Annotated in this window: 22 protein-coding genes; 16 read left to right on the forward strand and 6 right to left on the reverse strand. The window is 72.0% G+C overall.

The window, feature by feature from the left end; translation table 11 throughout:
- Positions 1-120 precede the first annotated feature (120 nt).
- The 8 genes from ACWY4P_RS05490 (at position 121) to ACWY4P_RS05525 (ending at position 13362) form a co-directional block, all read left to right on the forward strand.
- Complete coding sequence (locus tag ACWY4P_RS05490) at positions 121-1101, forward strand: right-handed parallel beta-helix repeat-containing protein (protein ID WP_456208992.1); 981 nt, start codon at positions 121-123, stop codon at positions 1099-1101.
- A gap of 286 nt (positions 1102-1387) precedes the next feature.
- Positions 1388-3196 (forward strand): serine/threonine-protein kinase, encoded by a 1809-nt coding sequence (locus ACWY4P_RS05495; RefSeq protein WP_456208993.1) that lies wholly within the window; start codon positions 1388-1390, stop codon positions 3194-3196.
- Positions 3197-3274: 78 nt separating this feature from the next.
- Positions 3275-4057: an FHA domain-containing protein gene (locus ACWY4P_RS05500; RefSeq protein WP_456208994.1), complete on the forward strand. Its 783-nt coding sequence runs from the start codon at positions 3275-3277 to the stop codon at positions 4055-4057.
- A 178-nt stretch (positions 4058-4235) separates the two neighbouring features.
- The gene (locus tag ACWY4P_RS05505) at positions 4236-5648 is read left to right on the forward strand and encodes a family 2B encapsulin nanocompartment shell protein (protein ID WP_456208995.1); all 1413 of its coding nucleotides are present in this window, start codon (positions 4236-4238) and stop codon (positions 5646-5648) included.
- 51 nt (positions 5649-5699) lie between these two features.
- Positions 5700-7937 (forward strand): family 2 encapsulin nanocompartment cargo protein terpene cyclase, encoded by a 2238-nt coding sequence (locus ACWY4P_RS05510; RefSeq protein ID WP_456208996.1) that lies wholly within the window; start codon positions 5700-5702, stop codon positions 7935-7937.
- Between the two features lie 197 nt (positions 7938-8134).
- Entirely contained in the window at positions 8135-10447 is a 2313-nt protein-coding gene (locus ACWY4P_RS05515; RefSeq protein WP_456212827.1) for a glycosyl hydrolase family 95 catalytic domain-containing protein, read from the forward strand.
- A gap of 104 nt (positions 10448-10551) precedes the next feature.
- On the forward strand, positions 10552-12108 hold the full coding sequence (locus ACWY4P_RS05520; protein ID WP_456208997.1) for a phosphatase PAP2 family protein: 1557 nt from the start codon (positions 10552-10554) through the stop codon (positions 12106-12108).
- Positions 12109-12204: 96 nt separating this feature from the next.
- Entirely contained in the window at positions 12205-13362 is a 1158-nt protein-coding gene (locus ACWY4P_RS05525) for a DMT family transporter (protein ID WP_456208998.1), read from the forward strand.
- A gap of 40 nt (positions 13363-13402) precedes the next feature.
- On the opposite strand, the gene ACWY4P_RS05530 is transcribed toward ACWY4P_RS05525, so the two are convergent.
- Positions 13403-14275, reverse strand: coding sequence for an NAD(P)-dependent oxidoreductase (locus ACWY4P_RS05530; RefSeq protein ID WP_456208999.1), 873 nt, complete (start codon positions 14273-14275; stop codon positions 13403-13405).
- A 137-nt stretch (positions 14276-14412) separates the two neighbouring features.
- Here ACWY4P_RS05530 and ACWY4P_RS05535 point away from each other — a divergent pair, with 137 nt between their 5' ends.
- A complete protein-coding gene (locus ACWY4P_RS05535) occupies positions 14413-14772 on the forward strand; it encodes a winged helix-turn-helix transcriptional regulator (protein WP_456212828.1) in 360 nt (119 codons plus the stop codon).
- Between the two features lie 55 nt (positions 14773-14827).
- On the opposite strand, the gene ACWY4P_RS05540 is transcribed toward ACWY4P_RS05535, so the two are convergent.
- Entirely contained in the window at positions 14828-15712 is an 885-nt protein-coding gene (locus tag ACWY4P_RS05540) for a glycoside hydrolase (protein WP_456209000.1), read from the reverse strand.
- A gap of 219 nt (positions 15713-15931) precedes the next feature.
- Here ACWY4P_RS05540 and ACWY4P_RS05545 point away from each other — a divergent pair, with 219 nt between their 5' ends.
- The 3 genes from ACWY4P_RS05545 to ACWY4P_RS05555 are packed head-to-tail and all read left to right on the forward strand — an operon-like array spanning position 15932 to position 19317.
- Positions 15932-17272, forward strand: coding sequence for an MFS transporter (locus tag ACWY4P_RS05545; protein ID WP_456209001.1), 1341 nt, complete (start codon positions 15932-15934; stop codon positions 17270-17272).
- 45 nt (positions 17273-17317) lie between these two features.
- Positions 17318-17989, forward strand: a complete 672-nt coding sequence (locus tag ACWY4P_RS05550) for a response regulator transcription factor (RefSeq protein WP_456209002.1) — start codon at positions 17318-17320, stop codon at positions 17987-17989.
- Positions 17980-19317, forward strand: coding sequence for a sensor histidine kinase (locus ACWY4P_RS05555; protein ID WP_456209003.1), 1338 nt, complete (start codon positions 17980-17982; stop codon positions 19315-19317). The genes ACWY4P_RS05550 and ACWY4P_RS05555 overlap by 10 nt, the downstream gene beginning before the upstream one ends.
- 27 nt (positions 19318-19344) lie before the next feature.
- On the opposite strand, the gene ACWY4P_RS05560 is transcribed toward ACWY4P_RS05555, so the two are convergent.
- Positions 19345-20292: a TAXI family TRAP transporter solute-binding subunit gene (locus ACWY4P_RS05560; RefSeq protein ID WP_456209004.1), complete on the reverse strand. Its 948-nt coding sequence runs from the start codon at positions 20290-20292 to the stop codon at positions 19345-19347.
- A 104-nt stretch (positions 20293-20396) separates the two neighbouring features.
- Positions 20397-20852, reverse strand: coding sequence for an ATP-binding protein (locus ACWY4P_RS05565; RefSeq protein ID WP_456209005.1), 456 nt, complete (start codon positions 20850-20852; stop codon positions 20397-20399).
- 215 nt (positions 20853-21067) lie between these two features.
- Between ACWY4P_RS05565 and ACWY4P_RS05570 the strand changes: the two genes are divergently transcribed.
- From ACWY4P_RS05570 to ACWY4P_RS05585, 4 genes are read left to right on the forward strand one after another with little or no spacing between them, the layout of a single operon-like run.
- Positions 21068-21925 (forward strand): helix-turn-helix domain-containing protein, encoded by an 858-nt coding sequence (locus tag ACWY4P_RS05570; protein ID WP_456209006.1) that lies wholly within the window; start codon positions 21068-21070, stop codon positions 21923-21925.
- Between the two features lie 32 nt (positions 21926-21957).
- Positions 21958-22233, forward strand: a complete 276-nt coding sequence (locus tag ACWY4P_RS05575) for a DUF397 domain-containing protein (RefSeq protein WP_415925440.1) — start codon at positions 21958-21960, stop codon at positions 22231-22233.
- Complete coding sequence (locus ACWY4P_RS05580) at positions 22230-23051, forward strand: SAM-dependent methyltransferase (protein WP_456209007.1); 822 nt, start codon at positions 22230-22232, stop codon at positions 23049-23051. Before ACWY4P_RS05575 ends, ACWY4P_RS05580 begins: the two co-directional genes overlap by 4 nt.
- 14 nt (positions 23052-23065) lie before the next feature.
- Entirely contained in the window at positions 23066-23860 is a 795-nt protein-coding gene (locus ACWY4P_RS05585; RefSeq protein WP_456209008.1) for an SAM-dependent methyltransferase, read from the forward strand.
- A gap of 6 nt (positions 23861-23866) precedes the next feature.
- Here ACWY4P_RS05585 and ACWY4P_RS05590 read toward each other — a convergent pair whose 3' ends face one another.
- Positions 23867-25267: a HAMP domain-containing sensor histidine kinase gene (locus ACWY4P_RS05590; RefSeq protein ID WP_456209009.1), complete on the reverse strand. Its 1401-nt coding sequence runs from the start codon at positions 25265-25267 to the stop codon at positions 23867-23869.
- A 2-nt stretch (positions 25268-25269) separates the two neighbouring features.
- Positions 25270-25983 (reverse strand): response regulator transcription factor, encoded by a 714-nt coding sequence (locus ACWY4P_RS05595; protein WP_456209010.1) that lies wholly within the window; start codon positions 25981-25983, stop codon positions 25270-25272.
- Positions 25984-26029 lie beyond the last annotated feature (46 nt).

Raw genomic sequence — 26029 nt, forward strand, 5'->3', positions numbered from 1 at the left:
TCCCGTAGCGCCTGACAGCCCGCGACGCCCCGCCCGGACCGGTTCCGGGCGGGGCGTCGTGCCGTTCCCCGGCGTCCGTGTCGGGACCGGTCCCCGCCCCGCCTGCCTACGGTGACCGGCATGCGGATCACCTGGAATCATGTCGTCGGCCTTCTCGCGATCTCGGTTCTCGCGCTCCTGATCACGCTGTCCGGGCCTTGGGCAGGCGGGCGGGGCGCCGAGGCCGGTGCCGCGTCGCCCCCGGCGTCGCCGACGTCCTGGGGAACCTCGGTGCCGTTGGCGTCCTCGGCGTCCGCCCGGTCGGAGGCGGCCGCGCGCTGCACCCGGCGCGCCGCCGCCCCCGAGGACGCGGCGCGCTCGGCGCGGCCGGGCGATGTGGTCTGCTTCGACGGCGACCTCTCCCGGCGCCGGCTGGTCATCACCGAGGGCGGGACACCACGGCACCCGATCGTCTACTCCGGCGGCGGGGACACCGTGAACGGGATCACGGTCGAGGCCGACGACGTGGTCGTCGAGGGTTTCCGGGCGGTCCGTCCCCAGGCGCCGGGGATCGAGCTGACCGGCGACCGGATCACGCTGCGGAACAACACCGTGATCCGTCCGAAGGGCGGGGACGGCGACGGCATCCGCTTCTTCGGCGACGACCTCACCATCGTGCACAACACGGTGCGCGACACCGACAACAGCGGCGGCCGCCACGCCGACTGCATGCAGACGTTCGCCGGCGACACCCCGCCCAGCCACCGGGTGCGCATCGAGGGCAACCGCTGTGAACAGGTGGACAACATGTGCCTCATGGCCGAGGGGCCCAACGACGGCGAGGGCGATGGGAGGGGCACCACCTCGGACTTCGTCATCAAGGACAACTTCTGCGAGACGCTGCGCGCTTCGCAGGCCCTGATGTTCGAGGATGTCCAGAACGCGACCATCACCGGAAACACCTTCGCCGCGCCCACCCACCACGCCGTCGGGCTCGCCATCCACTCCACCGGAGCCCATGTCGGCGGCAACACGCTGCACGCCGGGATCCGCTACGAGGTCGGCATCGACGCCTCGTCCCGGCGGGGTTACGAGGGCCCGGAGCCCGGCGGAGAGCCGTAACAGCCCCGGGGAGGGGAGGAGCGGGCGGGGGACGCGATCCACGGGGGTGGCCGCGTCCCCCGCCTCGCCGTACGCGCCCCTCCCGGCCTCCTGGCCTCCACACTTGCGGGGGTTTTGTAAGTGCGCCCGAATCGCCGTGTGCCCAACCCCTCACGCAGTAAGTTCGGTGTGCGCCCGGGAAAGGGGCGGATCCGGTCTTGTGTGAGGGGAAGTGTCCGAAGTGCGCCCGGGCGAGATGGTCGGCAAGTACCGGCTCACAAAGGGGCCGGTCGGGGGAGGCCGAGGTGTGGTCTGGTTCGCTGTCGAGCCGGAGCTGGACCAACGCGTCGTCCTGAAACGGGCCAAGGTCGAGGACAACAGCCAGGCCGCCTACGAGGAGTTGGTGGCCGAGGCCCGCGCGCTGGTGAAATTCGACGACCATCCGAACGTGGTCACCCTGTACGGCGTCGAACGCACCGGCTGGGGGCCGAAGACCACCTTCTGGCTGGTCATGCAGCATGTGACCGGCGGCAGCCTCGACGGTTCGGTCCGGCTGCCCGTGAAGCTCGCGGCGCATATCGGCGCGCAGATCGCGAACGCGTTGGTGGCGCTGCACGACAAGGGCATCGTGCACTGCGATATCAAACCGCACAACGTCGTGATCACCGAGGACGGGGTGGCCAAGCTGGCCGACTTCGGCGCCGCCTACCGCATCGAGGGCAGCGAGACGGTCTCCCCGAGCCGCCCGCTCAGCCTCACCCCCGCCTACGCCGCCCCCGAGGTTTTCAAGGGGTCGCCGGAGCGGGCGTCTGATGTGGCCTCGCTCGGGGCCACCGTGTACGCGCTGGTCATGGGGGAGGCGCCGCCGCGCGGCCCCGGGCGCACGTTCCGGACCGAGGCGCTGGACGACGAGTTCGGGCCATTGCGCGAGGTGCTCACCGCGATGCTCCAGCCCGAGACAGGACGGCGGCCCAGCGCGGCGGAGGCGCTGCGGGCGCTGCGGGAGGTCGCGGGGCCGGAGGAGCAGCTGCCCCAGGTTCCCGTCGACAAGGTGACCAAGCGACTTACACCTTTCGAGGACGCGGAGGAGGTCTCGAAACAGGGGTCGCCCCGGCGCCGACCGCTGCTCATCGGGGGCGCGGCCGCCTCGGTGATGGCGGCCGCCGTCACGGCGGCGATGCTGTGGCCGAACGATCCGCCTCTGAAGAAGCCGTCCCCGCCCCACGGCAGCTCCTCCTCGGCGACCGGTCAGCCGACGGCGACGTCGGCCGGCGGCTTCGGCCTCGGGGACCCCCGCACGGTCGATCCGTGCGCGCTGCTGAAGACCGGCGCGTTCGAGCGGTTCGCACACGCCGCCCAACTGGACCCGCAATACGGCAATTACGATCGCTGCGACGTCGTGCTGAGCTCGGACGAGGACGAGATCGTCGATGTGATGGTGGACCTCAACAGCGACGATCCGCCGAGCGCCACGGCGGCGCAGACCTCGGGGAGGGTCGGCGTCGTACCGGAGCCCGCCGAGAGCAGGCAGTGCGGTCGTCAACTCGTGCTGTCCGGTGCGCGCGACACCGTCATCAGGATCACGGCGGAGCTGATCGACGACGCCAAGGCACCGCTGTGCGACATCGCCGACGCCGCCGTCGAGCACGCGGTCACCGTGCTCAACCGGGGCGAGGTCCCCCGCCGCTCGCCGAAGCTCCCGGCCGACTCGCTGGCCCAGCAGGACGCCTGCGGGCTGCTCGACGCCCGCACGCTGGAGGTCGTCCCGGGCATCGACGCCCGCGACCCGGACGTCGGTTTCGGCCGATGGACGTGCGACTGGGAGAGCACCACCAACGACATGACGGTGCGGCTGGTGTTCGACCAGGGCATCCTCTCGCCCCCGGACAACAGCCGGTTCACCGAGCTCGCCGGGCACGACGCCGTCGTGATGCCGGAGTACGAGGGCGATGGCACCTGCACCGTCGATGTGTTCCACCACCCCCATCAGAGCCACGACGACGGGCCGACCGAGCGGCTGCGCCTGGCGATCGGCGGGGCACGGGACAAGGACCGGGCCTGCGAGACGGCGACCGACCTCGCCCGCTCGGCCACCGCCGGGCTGCCGGTCACCTGACCCGAGCCCGAGCGGGAGGGGTCCCGCAGCCGGTGGCGCACAGTGGACCCTGCTCAGCACGACTCAAGGAGGCCAGCGATGCACAGCCACCGCCCCGAGACCCTGGCGCGCGGCGCCGAATCCGCCCGTCCCGGCACGCTCCACGCGCGCTCGGTCGTCGCCGACATCAGCGTCCCGCCGGTGCCCGGCCGCGTCGTGCGGTTCGGGCGCGGCGGCCGGCCCGATGTGGATCTGTCCATGGCCGAGGGCGATCTGCGGGTGAGCCGCCGCCACGGCGAGCTGACGTACCGCGAGGGCAAGTGGTGGCTGCGGAACACCGGGCAGCAGTTGGTCCGGCTGCCGCGCGGCCGGATGATGCACTCGAGCTCGGGTCCGATCCCCCTGGAGACGGGGTACACACCGCTGTTCGTCAGGGGCTCGGGCTACCGTGAGCACCTGGTCGAGCTGTATGTGACGGACCACGACGAGCGGGGCTCCGGGGCGCGGCAGCAGGACGTCACCCTGCCGCCCAAGCGGTGGCCGCTCGACGACGACGAGCGGCTGCTGCTGGTCGTGCTCGGCCAGCACTATCTGCTCTACGAGGAGTGCCCACGGCCCCTGTCGTACCGGCAGGCGGCCGTGGAACTGGCCTATGTGTGCGGCGAGGGCGTCTGGGGCGAGCGCCGGATCGAGCGCAAGGTGGGGGCGGTGCGCCGCCGGATCGAGCGCGGCGGGGAGTTCCCGTACTCGGTGCTGCGCGAGGACGACGGCGCGGGGCCGAGCGACCACAACCTGCTGCACAACCTGCTGCGGGGGCTCGTCGAGTCGACGACCCTGGTGCCGCCGGATCTCGAACTGCTGGACGGCGATCTCGACGACTGAGCTCCCCCAGCTGTCGCTGGGGCGGCACCCCCCTGATCGTTAAACCCCAGCGATCCCACGATCATCCGATCTGATGAGTCGCCTCCGCCGTCCGGCTCCTCGCCGCTCAACGCCCCCTAGCGTGCTGGGTGTTCGCCATGAACCCCCGATTCCCCCGCACGCAAAGGAGACACGGCTGATGTCGGTAGACGCGGCCAGCGAAGCGCAGCCGGATCGGCAGGAGCAGCTCAGCCTCGGCACCGCCGCCGCACGCAACCTCGCCACCACCACCAAGTCCGTTCCGCAGATGCAGGGGATCAGCTCCCGCTGGCTGCTCAAGGTGCTCCCCTGGGTGCAGACCGACGGCGGGGTGTACCGGGTCAACCGGCGCCTCACCTACACCGTCGGGGACGGCCGCATCGAGTTTGTGAAGACCGGTTCGCGCGTGCAGGTCATTCCGCGTGAGCTCGGCGAGCTCGCGGTGTTGCGCGGCTTCGAGGACGTGGGCGTGCTGACGGCGCTCGCCGACCGCTTCGTCCAGCGGGACTTCGAGGCCGGTGAGGTGCTGGTGGAGGAGGGCACCGCCGCCGATCACATCTATCTGATCGCGCACGGCAAGGTCCAGAAGACCGGCAACGGCCCGTACGGCGAGCCGACCCGCCTCGGCGTGCTGGGCGACGGCGACCGGTTCGGCGAGCAGAGCCTGCTCAGCGCCGATTCGACCTGGGAGTACACCGCCAAGGCCGCCACCGGCGGCACCCTGCTCGCGCTGCCCCGGCGGGAGTTCACCTCGATCCTGGACGGCTCGCCCGCCCTCCAGGCGCATGTCGCGGGGTTCGCCGCGCTCCCCCAGCAGCGGCAGAACAAGCGCGGCGAGGCCGAGATCACGGTGGCCTCCGGCCACGCCGGCGAGGTCGACCTGCCCGGCACCTTCGTCGACTACGAGCTCCATCCGCGCGAGTACGAGCTCAGCGTCGCCCAGACCGTGCTGCGCGTGCACACCCGGGTGGCGGACCTCTACAACAAGCCGATGAACCAGACCGAGCAGCAGCTGCGGCTGACCATCGAGGCCCTGCGTGAGCGGCAGGAGCACGAGATGATCAACAACCGCGAGTTCGGCCTGCTGCACAACGCCGAGTACGCCCAGCGGATCCAGACCCACTCCGGCCCGCCGACCCCGGACGACCTCGACGAGCTGCTGAGCCGCCGCCGCGGCTCCCGGTTCTTCTTCGCCCACCCGCGCACCATCGCCGCCATCGGCCGCGAGCTGAACTCCCGCGGCCTCTACCCCGACCATGTCGATCTGAACGGAAACAAGGTGCCCGCCTGGCGCGGGGTGCCCATCCTGCCCTGCAACAAGATCCCCATCACCAAGGAGCGCACCAGCTCCATCATCGTCATGCGTACCGGAGAGGACGACCAGGGTGTCGTCGGGCTGCACCAGACGGGGCTGCCCGACGAGTACGAGCCCGGCCTGTCCGTGCGGTTCATGGGCATCGACGAGAAGGCGCTGATCTCCTACCTCGTCACGGCCTACTACTCCGCGGCCGTCCTGGTCCCGGACGCGCTCGGCGTCCTGGAGAACGTCGAGATCTCCCACGGGCGCGACTAGGGCCTGTTGCGAAGGTCCCGAACACGACGAGAGGTGAGGTGAGAGGCGCGGATGTCACAGCCCTTCGAACTGCCGGACTTCTACGAGCCGTACCCGGCCCGGCTGAATCCCCATCTGGCGGCGGCCCGCGAACACTCCAAGCGGTGGGCCCGCGAGATGGAGATGATCGAGGGGTCGGGTGTCTGGGACGAGGCCGACTTCGACTCCCATGACTACGCCCTGCTCTGCGCCTACACCCATCCGGACGCGCCGGCCGAGGTACTGGCCACGGTGACCGACTGGTACGTCTGGGTTTTCTTCTTCGACGACCACTTCCTGGAGAGCTTCAAGCGCAGTCAGGACATGGCCGGCGCCAAGTCTTATCTCGACCGGCTGCGGGCCTTCATGCCGGTGCACACCGGCGGCCGGGCCCCCGGAGAGCCGGCGAACGCGGTGGAGCGGGGTCTTGCCGACCTGTGGGCCCGTACGACACCGGCCATGTCCCGGGGCTGGCGCCGGCGGTTCGCCGAGGCCACCCGCCATCTGCTCGAAGAGAGCATGTGGGAGCTGTCCAACATACGCGAGGGCCGGATCGCCAACCCCCTGGAGTACATCGAGATGCGCCGCAAGGTCGGCGGCGCCCCCTGGTCCGCCGGGCTCGTGGAGTACGCGGCGGGTGCCGAGGTGCCCGAGGGCGTCGCGGCGAGCCGTCCGCTGCTGGTGCTTCGGGACGCCTTCGCCGACGCCGTGCATCTGCGCAACGACCTCTTCTCCTACCAGCGCGAGGTGGAGGACGAGGGGGAGCTCTCCAATGGGGTGCTGGTCTTCGAGCGGTTCCTCGGCTGCGACACCCAGGCGGCCGCCGAGGCCGTCAACGACCTGATCACCTCGCGGCTACAGCAGTTCGAGCACACCGTGTTCACCGAGCTGCCACCGCTGTTCATGGAGTCCGGCCTGGACCCGCGGTCCTGCGCCGACGTCCTCACCTACGCCAAGGGGCTACAGGACTGGCAGTCGGGCGGGCATGAGTGGCATATGCGCTCCAGCCGCTATATGAACGGCGGCGGGGCCGGCGACCCCGGTGGCCCGGCGCCGGGCGGCCCGCTGGGCCTGGGCACCTCGGCGGCCCGTATCGCCACCTCGCTGGCGGCCACCCTGCCCTTCCGGCTCAGGAGCCATGCGCATCCGCCGCGCCGGGTGGTCGGGCAGGTGCGGATTCCGGATCTCCATATGCCCTACCCGGCGCGGCTGAGCCCCCATCTGGACCGCTCCCGGAAGCACATCATGGAGTGGGGGTGGCGGACGGGCATGCTGGATGTGCCGCCCGGCCTCCCCGGCTTCGGGGTCTGGGACGAGCACAAGCTGAGGGCCTTCGACTTCGCGCTGGCCGCCGCCGGCGTCCACCCGGACGCCACCCCCGAGGAGCTGGATCTGACCACGGGCTGGCTGACCTGGGGTACGTACGCGGACGACTACTACCCCGTGGTCTTCGGGCGCACCTTCGACCTGGTCGGCGCCAGGGTGTGCAATGAGCGGCTGTCGGCCTTCATGCCGGTGGACTCCACCGCCGTCCCCACCCCGGTGAACGCGCTGGAGCGGGGCCTTGCCGACCTCTGGTCGCGTACGGCGGGGCCGATGACGGTGGACGCGCGCCGCGCCTTCCGCGCCACCGTCGAGGAGATGACCGGCAGCTGGATCTGGGAGCTGGGGGGCGAGATGGAGCACCGCGTCCCCGACCCGGTCGACTACATCGAGATGCGCCGCAAGACCTTCGGGGCGGACCTGACCATGGCCCTGTCCCGGCTGTCCCACGGCCGGACGCTGCCGGCCGAGGTGCGCCGGGCCCGGCCGGTCCAGGCCATGGAGCACGCGGTCGGGGACTACGCGGGGCTGCAGAACGACCTCCACTCCTTCCGCAAGGAGGTCGAGTTCTCGGGCGAGATCCACAACTGTGTGCTGGTCGTCCAGGACTTCTTCGGCTGCGGCACCTCCGAGGCCCTGCACATCGTCGCCGACCTGGTCAACTCCCGGATGCGCGAGTTCGAGCGGATCGTCTCCACCGAACTGCCCGCGCTGGTCGAGGACCTGGCGCTCGACGCCACGGTCCGAGCCACGCTCGACGGTTACACGCGCGAGCTGCAGAACTATATGTCCGGGGTCCTCGCCTGGCACCGGCAGACCCGCCGCTATGCGGAGTCCGAGCTGCGCCGCCCCGTGAGCCTGCCGCCGCGCACCTCGTACGGCCCCACGGGCCTGGGCACCGCGGCCGCCCGCCTCGCCACGGCGCTCGGCGGCGCCCGGGCGACGTAGCCGCCCGGCCCCGATAGCCAGGGAAGATCCGAGGTCTCGTCCGCCTGGCGGCCTTTCGTCCGGGTATCGGACCGTCTCCAGCCCTTGTCCATCCGATGTTTATCGTGCGCGAGGGGTTCCGGTTCCCTTCCGGGGACTGCATCATGCCGAAGGGTTCAGAGTGTCGAACTGGAGGCATGTACGTGACCACGTCTGCGATGTCACCCACACCGTCCAGAAGAACGGTCCTCGGCGGCGCCCTCGCCGCCTCCGCCGGTGCCGCCGGGCTCGCCGCGGCGCCCGCCGCGTACGCCGCCGAACCCGCCGCGCCGAGCGCCCGCGACCCATGGGCGGACGTCCTCGACGACGCCGACATGGTGTGGCAGAAGATGCCGACGACCTGGTACGAGGGTCCCTTCCTCGGCAACGCCCGCCTCGGCTCCGGCATCTACGCGGAACCGGGCGGCGCGAACGCCATCCGCTTCAACGTCCAGCACAGCGAGGTCCAGGACCACCGCCCCGAGTTCGGCTCGCTGTTCGGCCTGGCCCGGCTGCCCATCGGCTGGTTCACACTGGAACCCGTCGGCACCATCACCGCCGTCGACTGGCGGCTGCGGCTGCGCGACGCCGAGCTGACCGGCACCGTCACCACCGACAAGGGCACCCTCACGCTGCGCGCCCTGGTCCACAACTCCCGCTCCCTGATGGCCGTCGAGGTCACCCCGAGCGCCGGTGAGACCGCCTTCCGCTGGGTCTTCCACCCGGCCGAGGCGATCAGCCCGCGGGTCGCGTTCAAGCCGATCCCGGACGGCTACACCGGCAACCCCCCGGCCGTCGTGGCGGAGCGCGAGGGCGTGCACACCGCGGTCCAGTCCCTGCTGGCGGGCGGGCAGCATGTGACGGCCTGGCGGGAGCGCAAGGCCCCGGGGCGGCGGACCCTGTATGCGACGGTGGCGCACTCCTTCCCGCGGACCACCGCCCTGGGCCGCGCGCTGAAGGCCGTACGGTCGGCCTCCGCGCTCTCCTACGACACGCTCGCGGACACCCACCGCCCCTGGTGGCACGCCTACTACCGCAAGAGCTTCCTGTCCCTCCCCGACGCGCGGCTACAGCGCTTCTACTGGATCCAGCTCTACAAGGTCGCCGCGGCCGCGCGCGCCGACGCGCCCGTGATGGCCACCTGCGGGCCGTGGCTGGAGTCCACCCCCTGGCCCAACACCTGGTGGAACCTCAATGTGCAGCTGGAGTACTGGCTGATCCACGGCTCCAACCACCTGGAGCTCGACGCGGTGACCCGGGCGCTCGGCGAGTTCCGCGACAACCTCTCCAACCAGCTCGACACCCCGTACCGCAAGGACTCGGCGGGCATCCCGCGCACCACCGACCCCCAGCTGGTCAACGGCGGCGACGCCGCGAACGGCGGCTACGCCGTCGGCATCCCCGGCCAGGACCCGCCCACCCCCGAGGTCGGCAACCTCACCTGGGCGCTGCACAACGTCTGGCTCAGCTACCGCCACACCATGGACACCGCGATCCTGCGCGACGTCCTCTTCCCCCTGCTGCGCAAGGCCATCAACTACTACCTCCACTTCCTCACCCCTGGCAGCGACGGCAAGCTGCATCTGCCCGCCACCTTCTCGCCCGAGTACGGCGTGAACGCCCCGGACTGCAACTACGACCTGATGCTGCTGCGCTGGGGCTGCACCACCCTGCTGGAGTCGGCGAAGACCCTGGGCGTCGACGACAGGCTGGCGCCGCGCTGGCGGGAGGTGCTCGCCAAGCTCACCCCGTACCCGGTCGACGAGAACGGCTACATGATCGGCGCCGGGGTCCCCTTCGCCAAGTCCCACCGCCACTACTCGCATCTGCTCGCCGTCTACCCGCTGTACGAGGTGACCTGGGAGGACCCGGCACACCGCGAGCTGATCGAGACCTCGCTCAACCACTGGGTCGGCTTCGAGGGCGCGCTCCAGGGCTACACCTTCACCGGGGCCGCCTCCATGTCCGCCCAGATGGGGCGGGGCGAGGAGGCGCTGAAGTACCTGGGCGAGCTGATGCGCCGCTTCATCCAGGCCAACACCATGTACAAGGAGTCCGGCCCGGTCATCGAGACCCCGCTGTCGGCCGCCCAGTCGCTGCACGACATGGTGTGCCAGAGCTGGGGCGGGGTGATCCGCGTCTTCCCCGCGCTGCCCGAAGCCTGGCGCGAGCTGGTCGTGCACGACTTCCGTACGCAGGGCGCGTTCCTGCTGAGCGCGGCGCGCGAGGGCGGGGCCACCCGCTGGGTGCGGCTGCGCAGCGAGGCGGGCGCGCCCTGCGTCGTACGCCACTCCCTGGGCGGGGACATCGAGGTGCGCGACGGGCACGGGCGGCGCCTGCGGTACGAGCCCGCGGGCGACGGCACCATCCGGATCCGGCTGGCCCGCGGCCAGGAGGCGGTCATCACCGCGCGCGGTGACCGGCCCGATATGAACGTGCGGCCGGTCCGGCCCAACGAGGCGGCGCCGCGCTGGGGGATGCCGGCCTCCTGAGGCGGGGTCCGGAGGAGCGTACGGAGGGGAATACGGAGGGGCGGACCGGCTGTCCGCGCGCACGGGAGTGGCGTGCGGGCGGCCGTTCCGGATACCCATGTCCCATGAGATTCATCAGCGATCTTGACCGACGGCTGTTCGCGCGGGTCGCGGCCGGCCGGCTGCGCGGCGCCCACCCCCTGCTGCCGGGGCTCACCCACGCCGCCAACCACGGCCGGCTGTGGTTCGGCACGGCCGGGGTGCTCGCCACCGTCGGCGGCCGGACCGCGCGGCGGGCCGCGCTGCGGGGCGTCGGGGCGCTCGCCGCCGCCTCGTTCGCGACCAACACCGTGGTCAAGTGGACCGTGGACCGCCGCCGTCCGGTCATCGACGGCGTGCCGCTGATCCGCCGGCTGACCAAGCAGCCGTGGTCGAGCTCCTTCCCCTCCGGGCACTCGGCCTCCGCGGCCGCCTTCGCCACCGGGGTCGCCCTGGAGTCCACCGGGTACGGGATCCTCGTCGCCCCGCTCGCCGCCGCGGTGGCCTTCTCCCGGGTGTACGTCGGCGTGCACTACCCCAGCGACGTCCTCGCGGGGCTCGCCCTGGGCGTCGGCGCCGCCGCGCTCACCTGCCGCTGGTGGCCGCCGCGGCCGCAGACCCCGGCGCGGGCCCGGCCGCGGGTCTCGGCCCCGGCGCTGCCCCAGGGCGACGGGCTGGTGGTGGTCGTCAACCGCCAGGCCGGCATCGGTGTCACGGGGGCCGCGCTGACCCCCGCCGAGCAGCTGCGCGCGCTGCTGCCCGCCGCGGAAATCCTGGAGTGCGAGCCGGAGAAGGACCTGGGGGCGCTGCTGGACCGGGCCGCCCGGCGCGCCACCGAGCGGGGCGGGGCGCTGGGGATCTGCGGCGGGGACGGCAGCGTCAACGCGGCGGCCGCGCTGGCCGCCGAGCGCGGGCTGCCGCTGGCCGTCTTCCCCGGCGGCACCTTCGACCACTTCGCCCTGGACGTGGGGGTGCCCGCCATCGAGGACACGGTGCACGCCGTGACCGAGGGCGACGCCGTCGCCGTGGACCTGGCCCGCGTCACCCCGCTCCCGGGCGACGGGCCGGACGGCCACTTCGTCAACACCTTCAGCCTGGGGATGTATCCCGAGCTGGTGCGGGCCCGCGAGAGCATGGAGGGCCGGCTCGGCAAGTGGCCGGCCGCCGCGGTCGCGCTCGCCCGCGTGCTGCGCGCCGCCACACCCATGGAGATCGAGGTGAACGGCCGCAGGCGGCGGCTGTGGGTGCTGTTCGTCGGCAACTGCCGCTACTCCCCCGAGGGTTTCGCCCCGGCGTACCGCGAACGGCTCGACGACGGGCTGCTGGACGTCCGGGCCGTGGACGGGGACCAGCCGCTGGCCCGCACCCGGCTGCTGGCCGCGGCCCTCACCGGCACGCTGGGGCGGTCCCGGGTGGTGGCGACCCGGCGGCTGCGCCGGCTGAACCTGTCGGGCCTGCACGGGGTGGACGTCCGCGCCTACGACGGCGAGGTCGCCCCGTTCCCCGCCGAGGCGTTGGTGCTCGAGAAGCGGCCCGGTGCCCTGACCGTCTACCGCCCGGCCGCGCCCCAGAACGAGCTGGCGCAGCGCGCCCGTACGGCGGCCGCGACGGCGCGCTTCCGGCGGGCCGTACTGCGCCGGTAGTACGCACAATGGGGGCTCAGGGACGACGACGCGGCGGGCGAAACACGTCATCGTGAGGGACATGGACGACGACCGACCGGCCCTGGGGGCCCTGACGTGACCTCCCTGGCTCTCTCCGTGCTCCTGGCCCTGGTCTCGGCGGTCTGCTACGCCGCCGGCGCCATACTCCAGGAGCACGTCGCGGCGACGACGCCGCCCCGCCCGTACGCAGCGCTGCGCCGCGGCCGCTGGTGGACCGCGGTGGTGCTCAACGGGACCGGTGCGGTCCTCCATGTGGTGGCGCTGGCGTACGGGCCGCTGAGCGTGGTGCAGCCGCTGGGCGCGCTGACCATCGTCTTCGCGCTGCCGATGGCCGCGGTGTTCGTGCGGCGCCCGGTCGGCGCGGCCGGGTGGCGGGGCGCGGTGCTGGCCACCGCGGGGCTGGCCGGGCTGCTCTCGCTGAGCGGTTCGTCGGGGGCCACGGCGCTGGCGGAGCACGACCGGATCGCGGTGGCCGTGGTCACGGTGAGCGTGATCGCCGTGCTGGCCCTGGCCGCGCGCTGGTCGCGCCGCCCCGGTGTGCGCAGCGTGCTGCTGGCCGCGGCCGCGGGGACCGCCTTCGGCGTCTCGTCGGTGTTCACCAAGAACGTCGCCGTGGAGCTGGAGTGGGAGAAGCTGGAGTTCGGCGGGTGGGCCTCGGCGCTGCCCAGCCTGGCGATGATCGGGCTGCTGGCCGGGGCCGGGGTGCTGCTGTCCCAGGCGTCCTACCGGGGCGCGGGGCTCGCCGCCCCGCTGGCGACGGCGACCGTGGTCAACCCCGTGGTCGCCACGGCCATCGGCGTCGCCGCGCTGGGCGAGCACTTCCGCCACGGCACGCCCGGCACCCTGCTGGCCCTGGTGGCGGCGCTGGTCGCGGGCACCGGTCTGGTCATGCTGACCGTGCACGGTGTGGAGGCGTCGGCGCAGGCGGCGGACCCGGCCGGGGCAGAGGGCGCCCCGCGGCCCGGCGAGACGGACTCGGCGCGCGAGACGGACCCGGCGGGCGGGACAGACGGCACGGACGGGACGGGCGAGGGACCCGAGCCGCGGGAGCCGGACGACGAGACCGGCGGCCCCGGCGCGGGCGCCGCCCGCCCGCGCCGACTCCCCCGTATCCCCCGCCCGGCACGCGGCGCCGACGACCGCCTGCCGCCCGACCGCCGCTCCCCCGGCCGCCGCTCACGCGACCAGCGGCGGTCCGCCCGCGGCGAGGCCGTCCTCCAGGACCAGCGTTAGGGGTTCATCGCATGGGCCGATGGGCCGGGCGGGGTCCGGCTCACGGCCGCGTGCGGAGCAGCTCCACCAGGCCCGAGATGTCCTCGTGGCCGTGGCCGTCGGCGACCCGCCGGGTCATCAGCGGCGCGAGCGGGGCGAGCAGTTCGGGGCTGACGCCCTGGTCCTCGGCGGCCTCGAGGAGATGGTGGTAACTGGCCGCCTGCATGGCCAGGTTGGAGACCACGCCCTGGGCGTAGTCGCCCTGGTCGATCTGGGTGGCGAAGCCGGCCGCGGCGCCCGACATGCTGTTCAGCCAGTTGCCCAGCATCGGGGCGAAGTCGGCCGCCTTGATGTCCTCGCTGCGGATCAACGCGTAGGCGTGCAGGATTCCGGCGAACATGCCGTACATCCCGCTGAGCAGGGCGATGTCGTACAGCGGGGCCAGCGCGGCGTCCTCGCCCAGGTACTCGCTCCGCGCCAGGGCGTCCAGCGACGCCCGGTGGGTCTCGAACACGTCCCGGGATCCGCTGTAGAGCACGAAGGCGGCGGGGGTCGCGATCATCGGGGGCACGGCCATGATGCCGCCGTCGAGGTAGTCGGCCCCCTGGTCCGCCGCCCACGCGGCCGTCTCACGGGCCTGCCGCGGGGTGCCGCTGGTCAGGTTGGCCACGGTCTTGCCGGCCAGCGCCCCGGCCACCGGGGCGAGGGTGTCGTGCACGGACTCGTAGTCCAGCAGGCACGCCACCACCAGCGGGCTCGCCTCGACGGCCTCGGCGACCGTCGCCGCGTGCAGCGCGCCTTCGGGGACGAGGGCTTGGGCCTTAGCGGCCGTACGGTTCCACACGGTGGTCCGGAATCCCGCCTTCAGGAGGGCGCGAGCCAGCGCCGTGCCCATGTCGCCCAGGCCGAGGACGGTGACGGGTGTGTCGCTCATGTCGGGTGCTCCCGTTGCTCAATGCTGCTGCTCGTATCGGTCTCGGCGCGCCTGTCCCAGCCTTGCCGCCCGCTGTAGTGTGGGCAAGTACCGATAAAAAAGTGCGTACTTACCTTGAGGTCAGTGTGGATGGGTTCATAAAGAAGCGGCCATATGTCTGTGGCCTGGACGCGGCCGTGGACGTCATTGGCGGCAAGTGGAAGGTGCTGATCATCTGGGCGCTCAATTCCCAGCGGTGCCGGTTCGGTGAATTGAAGCGGCTGGTTCCGGGGGTGAGCGAAAAGGTGCTGACCCAGCAGCTGAGGGAGCTGGAGGCGGACGGCATCGTCCACCGGGAGATTTACGACCAGGTGCCGCCGAAGGTGGAGTACTCACTCACCGAGCTGGGCGAGGATCTCAATACGGCGCTGAAGCCGCTGGGAGCCTGGGGAAAACAGCGGATGGCGGCTCTGGAGGACGCCTCCGACAACTGCCGTCATCAGTCGGCGTGCAGGTGAGGCGGCGGCTTCCGGGAATGATCCCCGGAAGCCGCCGCCTCGTGCCCGGGGGTTTTCAGGACGTGCGGTTGCGGCCCACATATACGTTCCGGGCCCGGTAATACGTGTCCCCGCTGGGGCCCGAGGACCCCGAGGAGCCCTCCATCTGGAGGTTGATGATGAGCCACAGGGGTTTTCCGACGAAACCCGCCCCGCGGTGGACCGCTTTCCAGGTCCCGTCGAGGTAGTAGTGAATGTCGACGTCGGTGTTGTTCACCTTGGTGATCCAGGCTCGATACGTGTTCCAGTTACCCGGTGACGACACCCCGACAATCGTGCTCGACACGTCCGAGGAAGTGCGGAAGGTATTGAACCAGTTGTTGGAGTTCCCCTTGAATTCCAGAATGTCGCTCTCCGGTGGCCAGCTGTTGACCCCCGTCAGCCAGAAGGCCGGCCAGGTCCCCGCGCCGTTCGGCGCCTGGAATTCGCCCTTCACCTCGTAGTCGGGGAACTGGTTGGTCACCACGATCTGGTTCTTGGCGTGCACCGCGCCCGAGTGGTAGCGGATCGGCAGATGCGGGGAGGAGGAGCTGGTTCCCTCGTCCCAGGTGATCCGGCTCGCCTTCAAGGTCAGCACGCCGGAGCCGAGATAGATGTGGTTGTGGTCGCTCGCGCTGCCGTACATCCGGGCGCTGCCATTGTGGTCGGAGCCCCAGGGGTACAGATAGTTCCACTCCGCCTCGAAGGCGCCGTAGCTCCCGAAGGAGCCGTTGATGACGTCCTCCCAGGTCGCGGCCGGGGCAGCGGCCGCGGCGCGCGGCCATCCGGTCAGGGCCGCGGCCCCGCCGAGGGCGGCGGCCGTGCTGAGGAATCTTCTACGTCCGTACGACTCGCTCCGTGCCGACGTGCTCCGTGCCGACGTGCTCCGTGCTGACTCGCCCCGTGCTGACATGCCACTCATGGCTGCCTCCCGAAGTCCGAAACTTCGAACACAAGCAAACAGAAGTCAATCGGAATCACCACAGTCCCAAGGGCCCCACACCTCGTCAAGGGTCTGTGTTAAGCGGAGGTTAGCTCTGGCCCCGGGGGTCTGTACGCCGCCGCCTTCCGCGCCCAAGCTGCCACCCGCGGCGGCGTCCTCGGGCGGGCCGCCATCCACCCGCATGCTCGAGGAGGCCCCATGTCCGTCAAATCCTCCGCACCACAGGCCCGCACACCATGGCGTGCCGTGCTCGGCGGCTCGATCGGAAACCTGGTCGAGTGGTTCGACTGGTTCGTCTACGCCAGCTTCGCCACCTACTTCGCCTCAGCCTTCTTCCCCAAGGGCGACCCCACGGCGCAGCTGCTCAACACGGCCGGCATCTTCGCCGTCGGCTTCTTCATGCGCCCCGTCGGCGGCTGGCTGCTGGGCCGCTACGCCGACCGGCGCGGCCGCAAGGCCGCGCTCACCCTCACCGTGACCCTGATGTCGGCCAGCGCGCTGCTCATCGCCATCGCGCCCACCTACGACCAGGTCGGCTACTTCGGCGCGGTGGTGCTGCTGGTGGCCCGGCTGCTGCAAGGCCTGTCGGTCGGCGGCGAGTACGCGGCCAGCGCCACCTATCTGACCGAGGCCTCCCAGCCCGGCCGCCGCGGCTTCGTCTCCAGCTTCCAGTACGTGTCCATGACCGCGGGCCAGCTGATCGGCCTGGGCCTGCTGATCGTGCTCCAGCGCACCATGTCCGACGACTCGCTGCACTCCTACGGCTGGCGCATCCCGTTCATCGTCGGGGCCGTGGCCGCGGCCGTGGTCTTCTGGCTGCGGCGCAACCTGCTGGAGACCGAGGTGTACGAGGAGGCCGGCTCCCACCGGACGAACGAGCGCGGGACCATCGGCGAGCTGCTGCGCCACCGCAAGGAGGCCCTCCTCGTCATCGCGCTGACCATGGGCGGCACGGTCGCCTACTACACCTACACGACCTATCTCACCAAGTACCTGTCCAACACGGCGGGGCTGAGCAAGTCCGACGCCTCGCTGGTCAGCTTCTGCGCCCTGTTCGTGTTCATGCTGCTACAGCCGCTGGCCGGGGCGCTGTCCGACCGGATCGGCCGACGCCCGCTGCTGATCACCTTCGGAGTCGGCTCGATGCTGGCCACCGTGCCCATCATGACCGCGCTGTCGCACACCGACTCCTTCGGCGGGGCGCTGCTGCTCTCGCTCGCCGCGCTGGTCGTCGTCACCGGCTACACCTCCATCAACGCCGTCGTGAAGGCCGAGCTGTTCCCCACCCACGTCCGGGCGCTGGGCGTCGCCCTGCCGTACGCGATCGCCAACGCCCTGTTCGGCGGCACCGCGGAGTATGTGGCGCTGTGGTTCAAGAACGCCGACGCGGAGTCCGGGTTCTACTGGTATGTCTCGGGCTGCGCGGCCGTGTCACTGATCGTCTACCTCACCATGCGGGAGACCCGGGACACCTCCCTCACGAAGGCCCGCGCCGACGAGCCGGCCACATCCGAGCGGGCGGCGCGCACCCCTGTCTGACCTGGCCCCTGCCTGACCTGAAAGGGGATGTTTACCCTTACGCCCATGCACATTCTCCTGGTCGAAGACGACGACCGGCTGGCGGCCGCGCTGACCGCCGCGCTGGACCGGCTGGGGCACCAGGTCGTCCGCGCCGGCCGCGCGGACGACGCCCTGCGGCTCAAGGACGGCGCCGACTTCGTCCTGCTCGACCTGGGGCTGCCCGACATGGACGGCCTGGAGGCGCTGCGCCGGCTGCGCCGCGCCTCCGCCGTCCCCGTCATCGTGCTCACCGCCCGGTCCGAGGAGCGGGATGTGCTGCGCGGGCTGCGCGGGGGCGCGGACGACTACCTGGTCAAGCCGTTCCGTACGGCCGAGCTGGTCGCCCGCATGGACGCCGTCGTACGGCGGGGCACCCGCCCCCTTTCCGCGCCCGGCACGGTGGTGGCCGTGGGCGGCGTGCGCATCGACCTGGCCGCCCGGCAGCTGGAGGTGGACGGCCGGCCGGTCGCCCTCACCCGCCGGGAGTTCGACGTACTGGCCCTGCTCGCCCGCGAGCCCGGCGTCGTCCGCAGCCGGGAGGAGATCCTGGACGCGGTGTGGGGGGACCTGCTGCTGTCGGCCTCCCGCTCGCTGGACGTGCACATCGCCGGGATCAGGTCCAAGACCGGCTGCCCCTGGCTGGTGGAGACGCTGCGCGGCACCGGGTACCGCCTGGGAACCGGCGGATGCAGCTGAGGATCCTGACCGTCTACACGGTGCTGATCGCCTGCCTGGTGACCGCGCTCGCCGTGCCGTTCTCCCTGGCGTACTCCTCGCACCGCACCGGCAAGCTGCTGCTGGAGCGGCGCGCGGACGCCACCCGCTTCTCCGAACTGGCCGACCAGGCGATCCGCGACGGGGACACCACCGGACTCGTCCAGGAGGTGTCCCGCTACCACGAGCTGTACGGCACCGCGGTGGAGATCCGCGACCGGGACGGCCGGCGGGTGGCGGGCGGCGGGGCCTGGTCCAAGGACCCCGCCGAGCGCGCGCTGTCCGGCCGCACCACCGCCGGCCTGCCCCTGGTCACCCCCTTCGGCCCCGCCTCGGCCGTGGTCGCGGAGCCGGTGGGGCGGGACGCGCAGGTCTTCGGCGTGGTGGTCATGAAGGTGTCCACGGCGGCGGCCAGGCGCGATGTGACGCTCGTATGGGCCGCGGTCGTGGCCGGCTCGGTGATCGCCGTGCTCTGCGCCCTGATCGCCGCCCGCAGGCTGGCGCGGTGGATCCTGCGCCCGGTGACCGAGCTGGACCTCACCACCCGCGCCATCGCCGAGGGCAGGATGGACGCGAGGGTGCGCGACGGCGGCCGCGGCCCGGCCGAGCTACGGCTCCTGGAGCGCCGCTTCAACGCGATGGCCGACGCGGTCTCGGCCGCCCTGGAGCGGCAGCGCGCCTTCGTCGCGGACGCCTCCCACGAGCTGCGCACCCCGCTGACCGTGCTGTCGCTGCGGCTGGAAAACCTGGAGCCGCATCTGACGAAGGACGGCACCGAGGAGTTCGCCGAGGCCCTGGCCGAAGTCGACCGGCTGGGGCGGCTCATGGAGGACCTGCTGACGCTCGCCCGGGTCGAGGCCGGCACGGCGGCCCCCGAACCGATCGCCCGCGCGGCGCTGCGCGGGCGGCTGGCCATCTGGCACGACGTGTACGCGGCGCGCGAGCTGACCCTGACCGTGGAGCTCGACGACGCCGGCCCGTCCGCCGCGCCGCTGCCCGCCGCGGCCGCCCGGATCGCCGACATCGCCCTGGACAACGCCTCGAAGTTCGTACCGCCCGGCGGCACGGTCACGGTCCGTCTGGAGGCAGGCGTGCTGCGGATCGCCGACGACGGCCCGGGGCTCGAGCCCGAGCAGCTCGAGGCGGCCCTGGGCCGCTTCTGGCGCTCCCCCGGCCACGGCAACGTCCCCGGCAGCGGGCTCGGCCTGGCCATCGCCTCGGAACTGGCCCGCGCCGCCGACTGCGAGCTGTCCCTGCGGCCTGCCACGCCGCACGGCCTGGTGGTCGAGCTACGCCTGCGTGAGGCGTAGCGGGGGCGTGCCGGGCCCCCGGAGCGTTCAGCCGTAGACCGCGCGGTAGTACGCCGCCGCCCCCCGGTGCAGCGGCACCGTCCCCGTGCCGATCGCGTACCGTTCGTCGAGCCGGCTGCCGGGGGCGTCCGGGACGGGGAGGCGGGCGCGGGCCTCGAAGAGGACGCCGGTGACGGCGCGCGCCGTGTCCGCCGCGAGGCCGGTGCGGCAGACCAGATAGCTGGGGGTGCCGACGGTGGGGGTCGGGGCGCGCAGGCCGTAGACCCCGGCGGGGATGGAGCCGCTCTCGTAGACGGGACCGTGCTCGCGGCGCAGCGCCGGGGCGAGGCCGCCGAGCGGCACCAGGCGCACGGGCCGGCGCCGGGCCAGTTGGGCTATCGCCCGGGTCGGCGCGCCGCCCGACCAGAAGAACGCGGCCACCTCCCGCCCGACCAGCGCCGCGATGGACTCGCCGAGGCCCAGCTGTACGGAGCGGACGCGGCGCACGCCCGCCGCGGCGAGCACCCGCCCGGCGGTCACCGAGGTGCCGGACTCTGCGGCGCCGAGGGACACCGTGTGCCCGGCCAGTTGGTCCGGCGCCTTGATCGGCGAGTCGGCGGGCACGACGAGATGCAGGTAGTTGAGATACAGCCGGGCGAGCGCCGCGACCGGCTCCGGCCGCTGGAAGAGGCCGCGGCCCGCGGTGGCGTCGGCCGCGCTGTCCGCGAGGGACAGGGCCAGATCGGCCCGGCCGTCGGCCAGCATGCGCAGATTCTCCACGCTCGCCGCGGTGGTGAGCACGCGCACGGTGAGCCGGTCGTGGGCCCGGTGCACCTCGTCGGCCAGCCGGCTGCCGAAGATCGCGTACGGCCCGCCCCGCGGGCCTGTGGCCAGCCGGACCCGGCCGGACGGGCCGTCGCCGGAGCATCCCTGGAGGGCGCCGGTCGCGAGGGCGCCGGCCGTGAGCGTCAGAAGACGGCGACGTGGGACGGGCACCCGGCCATGGTAGGCCGTGCCTTGTGGATCAGGCCGGGCTCCCGCCGCCCGGCACGCCCGGCGGCACGGATCCGGGAGGGAGCAGGCAGGAGAGCCGCGCGGTGTCAGAGCACCGCGCTCAGCTGGGCCCACACCACCCGGCCGCCGTCCAGCCCCGGCCGGTCCCCCCACGCCGCGGCCATGGCCCGCACCAGCGCGAGCCCCCGTCCGCCCTCGTCCTCCGCGCCCGCCTGGCGCGGGGCCGGTCCGGCCGACGCGCCGCCTTGGTCGGCCACCTCGACGTACAGCGTGCGCGGCGCCTCCGCGCGCAGGACGCAGAGGATCTGCTCGCTGCCGGTGTGTACGAGGGCGTTGGTGAACAGCTCGGACATCACCAGCTCCGCGGCGTCGCACACGTCGTCGCAGAAACCCCACACCGGCACCCGGGAGCGGACCCGGCGGCGGGCGGCGGCCACGGACGCGCCCTGCGCGGGCAGCTGGAACCTCTCCTGACGGACCCCGGCGTCGAACCCGCCGGGAGGCACGGGGCGGGCCATCGTCATGCGTTGAGGCAGTGCCATGGCCGTTCGCCTTCCGTCTAACGGTGGGGGGTTCGCATGCCGCAAGTCGGCGACACGTCAGCCACATTGGGCCCAGTCACCCCATCACTATCGGTGGTGTACGCGTCAGTTGGCAAGCGGCGTTCTGCAAAATGCAGAATAGCCAGAGCACTCTGTTCGGGTTCATCCCGAGCATGGCACACTGAGGCCCACAAGACCGTCCGAGGAGGTAAGGCGTGGGTGAAGCGCGGTCTGCCCCGACTGTCGGGCAGATGGTCCTCGGCATGCGCTTGAGGGATCTTCGCGAGAAAGCCGGCGTCAGTTACGACCAGGCCGCCAGAGCGCTGCACGTCAATCAGACGACGGTGCGCAGGATGGAAAAGGCCGAGGTCGGCCTGAAGCTGCCGTATGTCGAGAAGCTGCTGCAGACCTACGGAGCCGAGCAGGAGGAGGTCGACGCCTTCCTCTCCCTGGCCGAGGACGCCAACAGACCCGGCTGGTGGCACCGCTTCCGCGATGTGCTGCCGGACTGGTTCAGCCTCTATGTGAGCCTTGAGGGCGCGGCGAGCCGTATCCGCGCGTACGAGCCCCACTTCATCCCCGGACTGCTGCAGACCGAAGACTACGCACGAGCGCTGCTGACCATCGGATTCCCGCAGGCCGACACCAAGGAGCTCGACCGACGGGTCGCCCTGCGGATGGAGCGTCAAGAACTTCTCACACGACCCAACGGACCTCATCTGTGGGTCGTCATGGACGAGCCGGTGTTCCGCCTGCCCATCGGCGGCCCGGACGTCATGCGCGCGCAGATCGACCGCCTCATCGAGGCGATCCAGATGCCGAACGTCACCTTGCAAGTGGTGCCGTTCACCGCCGGACCGCACCCGGGCATGGGCGGACCGTTCCAGCTCTTCCGGTTCCAGATCCCGGAACTGCCGGACATCGTCTACAGCGAGGGACTGACCGGTGCGGCGTATCTCGACGAACGCGCGGACGTGGCCGCCTACTTGGAGGCCCTCGACCGAATGGGCACCCAGGCCACACCGGCGCGACGCACGGAGGCCTTCCTCCGTGAGATTCGCAAGGAGCTCTGACCGTGGATCAGGTGGATCACATTTACAACGGTATGCCTGCCAAGCACCTCGGTGCGGAAGGCTGGCGCAAGCCCTGGAGCGGCCCCAACGGCGGCGCCTGCGTCGAGGTCCTGAAGCTGAGCGACGGCCGCGTGGCGCTGCGCCAGTCGACCGACCCCGACGGCCCCGCGCTGATCTACACCCCTCTTGAGATCGAGAAGTTCATCCAGGGCGCCAAGGCCGGCGCCGCGGACTTCCTCCTCACCACCCGTACAGAACCGAACCTGACCACCTCGGCGGGTACCGCAGCAGAACGGAGGGCCGCATGAGCGAGCAGCACGGCGTCGCACACGGCCGGATCGACACCACCAAGCCGCATTCGGCCCGGATGTACGACTACTACCTCGACGGCAAGGACCACTACGAGGTGGACGCGCAGGCCGCCGCCAAGGTCCTGGCCGTCCACCCGACCGTCAAGCTCAACGCCCGCATCAACCGGGGCTTCATCCACCGGGCGACCCGCTGGCTGGCGAGCGAGGCGGGGATCCGGCAGTTCCTGGACATCGGCACCGGCATCCCCACCGAGCCCAACCTCCACCAGGTCGCCCAGAGCGTGGCCCCCGACGCGCGGGTCGTCTACACCGACAACGACCCGATCGTGCTGGCGTACGCCCAGGCCCTGCTGAACGGCACCCCCGAGGGCCGTACCGCCTATGTCGAGGCCGATGTCCGGGAGCCCCAGAAGATCATCACGGCTCCCGAACTGCTCGAGACGCTGGACCTGGGCAAGCCGGTGGCCATGTCCGTCAACGCGCTCTTCCACTTCATCCCGGAGGAGCAGAAGCCGTACGAGATCGTCCGCGAGCTGATGGACGCCCTCCCCTCGGGCAGCTACCTGATGATGTCGCACTCCACGCACGACTTCTCGGCGGAGACCTGGCGAAACGTCATCGAGGTCTACAAGGAGAACGGGATCCCCTTCATCACCCGCTCCAAGGACGAGGTCGCGGGCTTCTTCGAGGGCATGGAACTCGTCGACCCCGGCGTCTCGGAACCGCACTACTGGAAGCCCGATCCCGACGAGCGCCCCGAGGCCATCCGCAGCGCGGACATATCCATGTGGACGGGAGTGGCGCGCAAGCCATGAACCCCATGACCCCCATGACCCGTCTGAGCATCGACACCACCAAGCCGCACTCGGCCCGGATGTACGACTACTACCTCGGCGGCAAGGACCACTACCAGGTCGACGAGGAAGCCGCCCGCAAGGTGATGGAGGTCTATCCGGGCATCATCCCGTGTGCCCGGAGCAACCGCGCCTTTATGCACCGGGCGACCCGCTGGCTGGCGAGCGAGGCGGGGATCCGGCAGTTCCTGGACATCGGCACCGCCATCCCCACCGAGCCCAACCTCCACCAGGTCGCCCAGAGCATCGCCCCGGACGCCCGGGTCGTCTACACCGACAACGACCCGATCGTGCTGGCGTACGCCCAGGCCCTGCTGAACGGCACCCCCGAGGGGCGCACCGCCTACATCGAGGCCGACATCCGCGAGCCCGAGTCCATCCTGGGCTCGCCGGAGCTGCTGGAGACGCTCGACCTGAGCGAACCCGTGGCTCTGTCGATCAACGCGACGCTGCACTTCGTCCCCGACAAGTACGGGACATACGAGATCGTGGAGCGGCTGATGGACGCTCTGCCCTCGGGCAGCTATCTCGAGATCAGCCACAGCTCACCGGACTTCGACCAGGCGAGCGTGGACGCGGCGGTCGCGATCTACCGCAAGGGCGGCATCGAGGCCCAGCTGCGCACCAAGAGCGAGATCGAGAAGTTCTTCCACGGTCTGGAGCTCATCGAGCCGGGCATTGTGCCGCCGCACCGGTGGTGGCCCGACGGCCCCGTCACGGTCACCGACGAGGAGGTCTCCTTCTGGGCGGGGGTGGCCCGCAAGCCCTGACACACCTCACGCCCGGCGCGCGGCGTCGGTGACCGTGAAGCCCATCACCGCGCCGCCGCCCGGCCGCCGCTCGGCGAAGACCGTGCCGCCGTGCGCGGCGGCCACTTCCCGGACGATGGCCAGGCCGAGACCGGAGCCGGGCAGGCTGCGCGCCCCGGGCGCGCGGTAGAAGCGGTCGAAGACCCGGTGGCGGTCCTCCTCGGCCACGCCGGGCCCGCGGTCGAGGACCGCCACCCGGCCGTCCCCGACGACCACCTCGATGGGCGCGGTGCCGTCCTGGTCGAACTTGGCCGCGTTCTCCACCAGATTGGTGATGGCGCGCTGGAGGGCCGCCGGGCGGCCCTCCAGGACGGTGTCGTCCGCGGTCACGGTGATCTCCCGGCCGGTGCGGCGGCGGGCGAGACCGGCGGCCCGGTGCGCCACCTCGCCGAGCGAGGTGGCGACGCGCGGCTCGTCGTCGCCCTGCCCGGCCGCCAGGCTCACCACCTCGTTGACCAGGTCGGTCAGCTCCCGGGTCTCCCCCTTGAGGTCGGCCAGCAGCTCCTCGCGGGCCGCCGGCGGCAGCTCCTCGAAGCGGCGCAGCAGCGCGATGTTGGTCCGCAGCGAGGTGAGCGGGGTGCGCAGCTCGTGCCCGGCGTCCTGGACCAGCCGCCGCTGGTCGTCCTTGGAGCGCGCGAGCTGTCCGAGCATGCCGTCGAAGGCCCGCCCCAGCCGGCCCACCTCGTCCTCCCCGGCGACCGGCACCGCCACATCCATCCGCCCGGTGACCGTCACGCTCTCGGCGACCCCGGTCAGCCGCACCAGACGCCGGGTGATCCGCCCCGCCAGCCACCATCCGGCCACCCCGGCCGCGACGATGGCCGCGCCGACGAACAGCGCCGTGCGCTTCTGGAGGTCCCGCAGCAGGTCCTCGATGTCGCTGGACTGCTGCGCGACCTGCACCGCGCCCCGGCCGTCGCCGAGCGAGACGGTGGCCATCCGGAACCGCTCCTCGCCGATCTCGACGTCCCGCCGCGACACCAGGCCCGCCGTACGGGACGCCGCCATCCGGCGTTCGGCGGCGCCCACGGGCAGGGCGGGGCTCCCGGCGTCGGCGACGGCGCCCGTGGGTCGGAGGATCTGGAGGTCGGTACGGGTCGGGCGGCGCAGGTCGTCGCGTGGGCCGTCGTGGTCGGGGTCGGCGGAGACGAAGTCCGCGTAGCCGAGCGGCTGCTGCCTCACCTGGTTCCGCAGGTCGTGGATGACCTCGGTGAAGACGGTCTGCTGGTCGACCCGCACCAGCCCCGCCGCGGCGTCGTAGCTGAGGAAGCCGACCAGGAGCGTGACGGCGGCGGCCACCGCCGCGAAGGAGATCGCGAAGGTGATGCGCAGGCTGGACCTGGGGCGCCGCGGGCGCGGGAGCGGCACGGTCAGGCCTCCCTGAGGGTGTAGCCGACGCCCCGTACGGTGTGGATGAGCGGGACCAGCCCGGGCTGGTCCACCTTGCGCCGCAGGTAGCCGATGTAGACGGCGAGGTTCTTCGATCCGGGGCCGAAGTCATAGCCCCATATGCGGTCGTAGATCGTGGCGTGGTCCAGCACGATGCCGCTGTTGCGCACCAGCAGCTCCAGCAGGTCGAACTCGGTGCGGGTGAGCTCCAGCTCCTCGCAGGCCCGCCAGACGCGCCGGGCCGAGGGGTCCAGGCGCAGATCCGCCACCTCCTCCGTGCCGTCGTCCGGCCCGCTCTCCTCCTCGGCCGCCCGGGGGGCGGGGGCGGCGCGGCGCAGCAGGGCGCGCAGCCGGGCGAAGACCTCGTCCACGTCGAAGGGCTTGGCCACGTAGTCGTCCGCGCCCGCGTCCAGCCCCTCGATCCGGTCGGCGGTCTCCACCCGGGCGGTCAGCATGAGGATCGGGGTACGGTCCCCTTCCGCGCGCAGCACCCGGCACACCTGTAGCCCGTCCAGGCCCGGCATCATCACATCCAGCACGATCACATCCGGGCGCTCGCGGTGGGCGGCGGCCAGCGCCTCGATGCCGTCGGGGACCGCGGTGACCCGGTAGCCCTCCAGGGACAGGGCGCGCTCCAATGCGTGGCGGATGGCCCGGTCGTCCTCGGCGAGCAGCACGGTGTTGTACGTCGTCACACCCCGAGTCTGCCAAGCCGTGCGGGGTGCGGGCGCCGCGGAGCAC

Source organism: Streptomyces sp. LZ34, from assembly GCF_053890475.1.